The 9,456-nt window shown below is 39.8% G+C and carries 14 protein-coding genes; all 14 read right to left on the bottom strand.

Annotation, left to right across the window (positions count from 1 at the left end; all coding sequences use genetic code 11):
• Positions 1–44 precede the first annotated feature (44 nt).
• On the bottom strand, positions 45–437 hold the full coding sequence (gene rpsI, locus AC11ZT_RS09505) for a 30S ribosomal protein S9 (protein ID WP_379971420.1): 393 nt from the start codon (positions 435–437) through the stop codon (positions 45–47).
• Between the two features lie 22 nt (positions 438–459).
• A complete protein-coding gene (rplM, locus tag AC11ZT_RS09500; RefSeq protein WP_484059367.1) occupies positions 460–897 on the bottom strand; it encodes a 50S ribosomal protein L13 in 438 nt (145 codons plus the stop codon).
• Positions 898–1,051: 154 nt separating this feature from the next.
• Complete coding sequence (truA, locus tag AC11ZT_RS09495; RefSeq protein ID WP_484059366.1) at positions 1,052–1,795, bottom strand: tRNA pseudouridine(38-40) synthase TruA; 744 nt, start codon at positions 1,793–1,795, stop codon at positions 1,052–1,054.
• A gap of 5 nt (positions 1,796–1,800) precedes the next feature.
• On the bottom strand, positions 1,801–2,595 hold the full coding sequence (locus AC11ZT_RS09490) for an energy-coupling factor transporter transmembrane component T family protein (RefSeq protein WP_484059365.1): 795 nt from the start codon (positions 2,593–2,595) through the stop codon (positions 1,801–1,803).
• Between the two features lie 2 nt (positions 2,596–2,597).
• Positions 2,598–3,464, bottom strand: coding sequence for an energy-coupling factor ABC transporter ATP-binding protein (locus AC11ZT_RS09485; RefSeq protein ID WP_484059364.1), 867 nt, complete (start codon positions 3,462–3,464; stop codon positions 2,598–2,600).
• Positions 3,440–4,282 (bottom strand): energy-coupling factor ABC transporter ATP-binding protein, encoded by an 843-nt coding sequence (locus AC11ZT_RS09480; RefSeq protein WP_484059363.1) that lies wholly within the window; start codon positions 4,280–4,282, stop codon positions 3,440–3,442. Before AC11ZT_RS09480 ends, AC11ZT_RS09485 begins: the two co-directional genes overlap by 25 nt.
• 418 nt (positions 4,283–4,700) lie before the next feature.
• Positions 4,701–5,063 carry a 50S ribosomal protein L17 gene (rplQ, locus tag AC11ZT_RS09475; protein ID WP_379971414.1) on the bottom strand — a complete coding sequence of 121 codons (363 nt, stop codon included), beginning with the start codon at positions 5,061–5,063 and terminating at the stop codon, positions 4,701–4,703.
• A gap of 44 nt (positions 5,064–5,107) precedes the next feature.
• A complete protein-coding gene (locus AC11ZT_RS09470) occupies positions 5,108–6,052 on the bottom strand; it encodes a DNA-directed RNA polymerase subunit alpha (RefSeq protein WP_379971413.1) in 945 nt (314 codons plus the stop codon).
• A 179-nt stretch (positions 6,053–6,231) separates the two neighbouring features.
• Positions 6,232–6,621 carry a 30S ribosomal protein S11 gene (rpsK, locus tag AC11ZT_RS09465; RefSeq protein ID WP_379971412.1) on the bottom strand — a complete coding sequence of 130 codons (390 nt, stop codon included), beginning with the start codon at positions 6,619–6,621 and terminating at the stop codon, positions 6,232–6,234.
• A gap of 24 nt (positions 6,622–6,645) precedes the next feature.
• A complete protein-coding gene (gene rpsM, locus AC11ZT_RS09460; protein ID WP_484059362.1) occupies positions 6,646–7,011 on the bottom strand; it encodes a 30S ribosomal protein S13 in 366 nt (121 codons plus the stop codon).
• Between the two features lie 18 nt (positions 7,012–7,029).
• The gene (rpmJ, locus tag AC11ZT_RS09455) at positions 7,030–7,143 is read right to left on the bottom strand and encodes a 50S ribosomal protein L36 (RefSeq protein ID WP_000868344.1); all 114 of its coding nucleotides are present in this window, start codon (positions 7,141–7,143) and stop codon (positions 7,030–7,032) included.
• A 36-nt stretch (positions 7,144–7,179) separates the two neighbouring features.
• Positions 7,180–7,398, bottom strand: coding sequence for a translation initiation factor IF-1 (gene infA, locus AC11ZT_RS09450; RefSeq protein WP_379971409.1), 219 nt, complete (start codon positions 7,396–7,398; stop codon positions 7,180–7,182).
• Positions 7,399–7,782: 384 nt separating this feature from the next.
• On the bottom strand, positions 7,783–8,433 hold the full coding sequence (locus AC11ZT_RS09445; RefSeq protein WP_484059361.1) for an adenylate kinase: 651 nt from the start codon (positions 8,431–8,433) through the stop codon (positions 7,783–7,785).
• A 56-nt stretch (positions 8,434–8,489) separates the two neighbouring features.
• A partial coding sequence (gene secY / locus AC11ZT_RS09440; RefSeq protein ID WP_484059360.1) for a preprotein translocase subunit SecY occupies positions 8,490–9,456 on the bottom strand: 967 nt, incomplete at its 5' end.

Raw genomic sequence — 9,456 nt, 5'->3', positions numbered from 1 at the left:
CCAATAAAAATACCCTTTCTCGAAAGAAAGGGCATAAAACAATATTAACGTTTTGAGAATTGAGGTGCGCGACGAGCGCCTTTAAGACCGTATTTCTTACGTTCTTTCATACGTGCATCACGAGTTAACAATCCAGCACGTTTTAGAGATAAACGGTATTCTGGATCTGCTTTTAATAATGCTCTTGAAATACCGTGACGAATCGCACCAGCTTGACCAGTGTATCCGCCGCCGTTTACGTTTACAAGAACATCATAGTTGCCAAGAGTTTCTGTCACAACTAGAGGTTGTTTTACAACTTCACGTAGTGCAGCAAATGGAATGTAATTTTCAAATTCACGACCGTTGATGATAACGCGTCCTTCACCAGGAACTAAGCGTACGCGTGCAACTGAACTCTTACGACGTCCAGTACCATAATATTGTACCTGTGCCAAAATAAGCCCTCCTTTAATTCTATTATCCGCGAAGTTCGTAAACTTCAGGTTTTTGTGCTTCGTGTGGATGCTCTGTACCAGCATACACTTTTAACTTTTTAATCATTTGGCTACCTAAGCTGTTCTTTGGAAGCATGCCTCTTACAGCTCTTTCGATCATTTGTACTGGATAGTTAGTACGCATTTCTAGAGCCGTTCTTTGTTTTAATCCACCTGGATACATGCTGTGACGATAATAAATTTTACCGTTCAGTTTGTTTCCTGTTAAATGTACTTTTTCTGCGTTGATAATAATTACGTGATCACCAGTGTCAACGTTTGGTGTAAAAGTTGGTTTGTTTTTTCCGCGCAAAATGGATGCAACTTCAGTTGCTAGACGTCCTAAAGTTTTACCTTCAGCATCTACTAGATACCATTTACGCTCAACTTCGCTAGCTTTTGCCATGAAAGTCGTACGCATATGTGATTCCCTCCTACTTGTTATTTATCGTAACTGCATTCATTGTTTATCTTAAACACGATTAATTTCCGGGGCTAATCGTGGTTTTAGAAACAATACCATATGTTATGATATCGTTAAGAGAAGTCAATGTCAAGCAAATGTTACACCAGGATTAGTTGTTATACGAAACTTGCCATAAATATAATCCATGACCCGGTGCTGTCTTTCCTGCTAAGCTTCTATCCTGCATGTTTAGAATGTGTGATAGCTGTGAAGGCTCTATTTTTCCTTGGCCCACATCAAGTAAAGTACCTACGATAATTCGGACCATATTATAAAGAAATCCATCTCCGACAAAGCGAAAGATAAGTTCATCTTCCTCTTGTATCATCTCTAGTGTATAAATGGTTCTCACTTTATCCTCAATCTCTGTTTTTGCTGAGCAAAATGAAGTGAAATCATGCGTACCAATAAAATAAGGAATCGCTTCCTCTATTTTATTTATACTAAGCTTATAGGGAACATGATAAGCATAGTGTCTTCGAAACACATCTCTGCGGTTAGAAAGAAGCACTCGATAGCGATATTCTTTCCGAGTAACCTGAAACCTAGCATGAAAGTCATCACTTACCTTTTCTACACTCTGAATTGCCACGTCCTTTGGAAGCTGCGAATTTAGAGCTGCCACCCAACGTTCCGCTGTTAAACATAGCGGAGAATCAAAGTGAAACACTTGCCCTCTAGCATGAACCGTAGCATCCGTTCTACCTGATGCATAGATACGAACATTTGTTCCTTTATGGATATTTCGCAATACTTCCTCTATAACGAGTTGTACCGTCCGCTTGTTGTTTTGAACCTGATATCCATGAAAATAAGTACCGTCATAGGTTACTATGCATTTTAGTCGTTCCATTTTTCTCACCATCGTGTTAAAAGTAAAAGTCCCGTAAGAACTAGTAAACTTAAAAGCGCAATTGTATCCTTGCCTTTCCAAAGAAGCTGACGAAATTTTGTCCGTCCTTCTCCACCGCGATACCCTCTTGCTTCCATTGCAATTGCTAAGTCCTCTGCCCGTCTAAATGCGTTAATAAAAAGGGGAACTAGCAACGATACAACCGCCCTCAAACGGTCAGAAATGGGCCCTCCTGCGAAATCGGTACCACGTGACGCCTGTGCCTTCATAATTTTCTCTGTTTCTTCCATTAAAGTGGGAATAAACCGAAGGGAAATTGACATCATAAGTGCGATTTCATGAACAGGCAGTCCAAATCGTTTGAATGGATGCAACAATGCTTCCATTCCATCTGTAATTTCAATAGGCGTAGTTGTTAATGTTAATAATGTAGTGATAAGAATGATGACGAAGAACCGCAAGGATATAAAAATCCCTTGCTCCAGACCTTTTTGATAGATGGAAACCCAGCCTACTTGGAACAAGACAGATCCTTCTTTTGTTGTAAAAACATGAAGGAGGAAAGTAAACAGAAAGATCCAAAGTACTGGCTTTAATCCAATGGCTATATAGCGTATCGGCACACGAGATAATATGAGAGGAAGTATTGAGAATACGAGTAATAAACTATACGAAGCTACATTATTCGCTAAGAACACGATAAATACGTATAAGAAAACAATGGTTAGCTTTGCTCTTGGATCAAGCTGATGAACAAGAGATTGCCCTGGAATGTATTTGCCGATGATAAGCTGTTGCATGTTCAGGCTTCTCCTTTTTTCATAATATTTATTACTTCCTCTGCTAAATTGTCCATTGTAAGCGGAGAAGAGGGTATTCTAACTCCCAATTTTTCTTCAATTATTTGTTTATATCGGAGTGTAATGGGAAGAGATACGCCAATTTGTTCTAGTTGCTCTCCATGTGAAAACACTTCTTCCGGTGTTCCCTTTAAAAAAACAGTTCCTTTATCCATAACGACGATTTGATCTGCATAGGCTGCAGCATCCTCCATATTATGAGTAACAAGAACTACAGTAATGCCTTGTTCCTTATGAAGGCGATAAAACATCTGCATCAGGTCTTTCTGTCCTCTTGGATCTAATCCAGCAGTAGGTTCATCAAGTACAAGCACTTCAGGGGACATCGCGAGAACACCCGCAATTGCCACTCTTCGCATTTGCCCACCGCTAAGTTCAAATGGGGATTTAGTTAGCAAATCAGTCGATAACCCTACCAATTTCAAAACTTCAGCAGCTTTTTCCTTTGCTTTCTTTTCACCCATTCCAAAGTTTTTAGGACCATAGCATATATCTTTTTCTACGGTTTCCTCAAAGAGCTGGTGCTCAGGAAATTGAAAAACTACACCTACTCGTTTTCGAAGAGGCTTTAGTTTCTTTTCTTTTTTCTTTGAAGAAATGATGAAATCCCCTACTTGAACCATTCCATCGGTTGGCTGCAATAGACCATTTAAATGCTGGATGATCGTAGATTTCCCGGATCCAGTATGACCAATCACAGCGTAATATTTTCCGCTTTCAATAGAGAGAGTAATGTCATAAATCGCTAATCGTTCAAACGGTGTATTACGTTGATACCGATGCTCTACTTGTTCGAATGTAATGTCCAAAGCTCGTTCACCAAACTTTCCATTGTTAGAGGCATATTCTTTACATCGATTCCATTTCGTTGTAATACCTCTGCAAATTTCACAGAAAAAGGAGCATCCAATCCTATTTTCTGTAGTTCGTCTATATGCTGAAATACCTGTTCGGGAGTTCCTTCTTGTACCAAAACACCTTTATTTAAAACGAAAATACGATCAGATTGTGCAGCCTCTTCTAGATCATGTGTAATGGATACAACTGTAATTCCCTTCGAGCGAACTAAATTACGAACCGTTTCTACTACCTCTCTTCGACCTTTTGGATCTAGCATGGAAGTTGCTTCATCCAAGATCAGGATAGAAGGCTGAAGTGCCAATACACTAGCAATCGCAACACGTTGTTTCTGACCACCTGATAAAGAATGGGGTTCTTGCTCTACGAAATCATTCATACCCACTAATGATAGTGCATATTCCATCCGCTCTATCATTTTTTCACGAGGCATACCGAAATTTTCTAAACCAAATGCTATATCATCCTTTACCGTCGTTCCAACAAACTGATTGTCTGGATTTTGAAATACCATTCCAATTTGCTTTCGCACTTCCCAAATCGTTTCCTCTGCTAGTACAATTTCGCCATCAGCAATAATACTACCTGAAGTTGGAAGCAATAGACCATTTAAGAGCTTTGCTAACGTAGATTTTCCCGAACCATTTTGGCCTAAGATAGAAATCCATTCACCTTCTGTAATAGAGAGAGAAACGTCCTGCAGGGCATTGGAGTCAGCACGCGGATATCGAAAGGATAATCGATCAATACGAAGCTTTTCACGTTTCAAAATCACGACACCCTCTCGTATTATTTCCTAAGAAATATCAAAAAGCGACAATGAAAAGCGTAGCCGGCTTGTTTAGCTCCGGAGGTCAGAGGTTCTCGGCCTAGAAAGGCGCTTTTTTCCTTTATTAGGACGAGATTCTCCGGCCGGAAGGAGCTAGCCGGCGAAGCTAGACACCGAAATGCGTAGCCGGCTCGCTTTGCTCCGGAGGTCGGTGGTTCCTCGCACAAAAAGGTGCTTTTTGCCTTTATGTGCGAGGGTTCTCTGGCCGGAAGGAGCTAGCCGGCGAAGCTAGCCATCACCGAAATGCGTAGCCGGCATACACTATTTCCATTTTGATAATAGAAAACTGTGTATACAAAAAAAGGGCTGTGACCAGTAACTTAAAAAAGCACTGTCCTGCCCTTTAATTATCTATCAATTAAACAAGTTCAATAATTACCATTGGAGCACCGTCGCCGCGACGAGGACCGATTTTAGCGATACGAGTGTATCCACCTTGACGGTCAGTATAGCGAGGAGCGATGTCTGCAAATAATTTTTGCAATGCATCTTGCTTTGTTTCAGCGTTTGCTACTTCGTTACGAACATAAGAAGCTGCTTGGCGACGGGAATGAAGATCTCCCTGTTTGCCTAAAGTAATCATTTTTTCTACTACTGAACGAAGCTCTTTTGCACGAGTTTCAGTCGTTTGTATACGTTCATTGATGATTAAGTCTGTAGTCAAATCACGTAGCATAGCTTTACGTTGCGCGCTTGTACGGCCTAATTTTCTGTATCCCATTCGTAGTTCCCTCCTTCGTTGGTTTATAACAAAACAAAGAAACCTTAGTCGTCTTTACGTAAGCCTAAGCCTAATTCTTCAAGCTTATGCTTTACTTCTTCTAAGGATTTACGTCCTAAGTTGCGAACCTTCATCATATCTTCTTCTGTTTTGTTAGCAAGCTCTTGTACTGTATTAATACCAGCACGTTTTAAGCAGTTATAAGAACGAACAGAAAGATCTAATTCTTCAATTGTCATTTCTAGAACTTTCTCTTTTTGATCTTCTTCTTTTTCTACCATAATTTCAGCATTTTGTGCTTCGTCAGTTAATCCAACGAATATATTCAAATGCTCCGTTATGATTTTAGCTCCTAACGATATTGCTTCCTTCGGTCCGATGCTTCCATCCGTCCAAACATCGAGCGTCAATTTATCGTAATTTGCTACTTGACCAACACGAGTATTTTCAACCGTATACGTAACGCGAGAAATCGGTGTATAGATCGAATCAATAGGAATGACACCTATAGGTTGATCTTCTCCCTTATTTGCATCAGCTGGTGTATAACCACGACCGCGCTTTGCAGTTAGGCGCATGCGAAAATGCGTATCTTTTGCTAACGTTGCAATGTGTAAATCTGGATTTAAGATTTCTACATCACTATCGTGCGTAATATCCGCAGCTGTGACAACACCTTGCCCCTGAACATCAATCTCAAGTGTTTTTTCTTCTTCGGAGTAAATCTTAAGAGCCAATTTCTTAATGTTTAAGATAATCATAGTGACATCTTCGACAACACCCTCGATTGTTGAAAACTCATGTAATACTCCGTCAACTTGGATTGCTGTTACAGCAGCACCAGGGAGTGAGGATAATAAGATACGACGTAGGGAATTACCCAAAGTAGTACCATATCCACGCTCAAGTGGTTCGATAACGAATTTACCGTACTTAGCATCCTCGTTAATTTCAACCGTTTCGATTTTCGGTTTTTCAATTTCGATCATGTATTAAACCCTCCTTCAAAACGTCGAAACCCCGGCTAGACAACTTGATATTGTCTAACCGAAAGTCCCCCTTTGGCAGTTCGCGATTGTGCACAACAAGCGATGTTTCTGTAAACAATTTTCGAAAATATTGTATCATATCCCATTATAGACAAGGAAAGAAAATCTATACAGAAAAACTACACACGGCGACGTTTTGGCGGACGGCATCCGTTATGAGGTACTGGAGTAACGTCGCGGATTGCAGTTACTTCAAGACCTGCAGCTTGAAGCGCACGAATAGCAGCTTCACGACCAGCACCAGGGCCTTTAACAGTTACCTCTAAAGTTTTCAAACCATGTTCCATAGATGTTTTTGCAGCTGTTTCAGCAGCCATTTGCGCTGCAAATGGTGTAGACTTACGAGAGCCACGGAATCCAAGTGCACCAGCACTGGACCAAGAAAGTGCGTTACCATGAACGTCTGTAATTGTTACAATTGTGTTATTGAAAGTAGAGCGAATATGCGCAATACCTGCTTCAATATTTTTTCTCACACGACGTTTACGAGTGTTTGTTTTGCGTGCCATTGATGTTCAACCTCCTTTACTTACTTATTTCTTCTTATTCGCTACTGTACGACGAGGACCTTTACGTGTACGTGCATTATTCTTCGTATTTTGACCACGAACTGGTAAACCACGGCGATGGCGTAAACCACGAAAAGAACCAATTTCCATTAGACGTTTAATGTTTAGGGAAACTTCACGACGAAGGTCACCTTCTACTTTAAGACGATCCACGATATCACGAATCTTACCTAATTCTTCTTCTGTTAAATCACGAACTCGAGTATCAACTGATACGCCTGCTTCTTCCAAAATTTGTTCAGAAGTAGAGCGACCAATACCGTATACATATGTTAAAGAAATTACAACACGTTTGTCACGTGGAATATCTACACCTGCAATACGAGCCATTTAAAACACCTCCTTCAATTAACCTTGTTTTTGCTTGTGCTTAGGATTTTCACAGATAACCATTACTTTACCTCTTCTGCGAATAACTTTACATTTTTCACAGATCGGTTTGACAGATGGTCTTACTTTCATATCTCTAACCTCCTTAAAGATTACGGAGTGCTATAATTATTTAAAACGGTACGTAATACGTCCACGATTTAAGTCATAGGGTGATAATTCAACCGTAACTTTATCTCCTGGTAAAATACGAATAAAATTCATACGGATTTTTCCAGAAACGTGAGCAAGTATGATATGACCGTTTTCTAGTTCCACTTTAAACATAGCATTTGGTAACGTTTCAACAACCTTGCCTTCAATTTCAATTACATCATCTTTAGCCATTCCATGTTCTCCCTTCTTCAAATCAGTAAGCGTCTAGACTGCCCTGAAATCTCGGAGAGGTAAGCTACTTAGGTTTGTCAAGACTTCGCATCCCCACTTTACGTGGTATGTGTCGAGCTTCATGTAAGTGTTGCCCAATCCCAGTTCTGGCATACCCTTATAGATGTAAAACTATTTACGTCTAAATAGTTCTAACCGTGTATGAAATGCCCGAAAGCTGTTCATAAGATATTACATGCTCCAAACCAAGATACAACGATTTCTCTATAACATCAAGCAGCTTTTTGAACAGATTCCAAAATCTTTCCGATCCGGTACGTCCATACAGCGACTTCATAACAACCATTCCTACTAACATCACTATAGATGTTAGTTTAAAAGGGATTATACGAGTTTGCCGACAAGCTCACGAATGTCTGCAAATACCGTATCAATCTCTTGTTCACCATTGATACTTCTAACATAACCAAGCTCTCCATAGAAGTCGAGTAAATACCCAGTTTGTTTCATATTTACTTCTAAACGATTTGCAACTGTTTCTTCATTATCATCAGAGCGTTGATAAAGCTCTCCACCACATTTGTCACAAACTCCCTCAGTTTGAGGAGGATTGAAGACCAAATGATACGTAGAGCCACAGCTCTTACAAATTCGTCTACCTGTAAGCCGTTTAAGCAACAGATCAGGATTGACTTGAATATTTAAAACATAGTCAATTTTCTTGCCAAGATCTTGCATAATTTCTTCAAGAGCAGAAGCTTGTGCTACAGTTCTTGGAAAACCATCAAGCAAAAATCCTTTTTTACAATCGTCTTTGCTTAACCGTTCACGAACTATACCAATTGTGACTTCATCTGGAACAAGGCCGCCTTTATCCATAAAGGACTTTGCCTGCAATCCAAGTTCAGTTCCATCTTTAATTGCTGCACGAAACATGTCTCCTGTAGAAATATGCGGGATCTTATACTCAGCAACAATCCGTTCAGCTTGAGTACCTTTTCCAGCACCAGGTAGCCCCATTAAAATAAGATTCATCTTAATTCCCCCTATAGGCTAACGAGCGTGAAGGGAAGAAAAAACTTCCCGATAGCTCACTCTTTAATAAAACCTTTGTAATGGCGCTTTACTAATTGACTTTCAAGCTGTTTCATCGTTTCTAACGCAACCCCAATGACAATCAGTAAACTAGTTCCACCGATTTGTGCAGATGATGGGAGATTGGCTATTTGAATGAATATAACAGGCAAAATTGCAATTGCTGCAAGAAAGATTGCACCTACAAACGTTAACCGGTACAAGGTTTTAGTTAAGTATTGTTCCGTATTCTTACCCGGGCGAATACCAGGAACATACCCACCTTGTTTATTTAGATTTTCAGCCATCTGTTCAGGATTGACTTGAACGAATGCATAGAAATAAGTAAAGGCAATAATTAAAGCAACATATACAATCATTCCCACTGGATGAGAATAGTTAAAGTTTTGAATAATCCATTGCGATACATTACCTTGCGGAAAAAACTGAGCAATTGTTGGTGGTGTAATCAAGAAAGAAACAGCGAAAATAACCGGAATAACACCTGCACTATTCACCTTTAGTGGTAAATGTGTATTTTGTACATTTCCATAGGAGTTATTTCCTGCTGTACTTTTTGCGTACTGAATCGGAATTTTCCGAGTCGCTTGTTGAATATAGATAACACCAACAATAACTGCTAATACAGCTATGAGGATCAATACAATTTTCAAAATGCTTAGAAATAATTGATCACCTACGTTTTGAAACTGTTGAATATAAACCTGATTGATAATATTCGGAATCGCTGCGGCAATACCAGCAAAAATGATACTGGAAATTCCATTACCTACACCATTTGCTGTGATCTGCTCACCAAGCCACATCAAAAATGCAGTGCCAGCTGTTAAAACCGTTGCGATATACAAATACGTTGCCCAACCTGGGTTTAAAATCAATTGTCCGCCTGCTAAATTGTTAAATCCGATTGACATAGCAATGGCTTGGATAAACTCTAAGATGATTGTAAAGTAACTAGTAAAT

The sequence above is a fragment of the Ectobacillus sp. genome (assembly GCF_056992975.1).
Note: the sequence above shows the minus strand (reverse complement) of the source record. Positions and strands in the feature narration are given on the sequence as shown.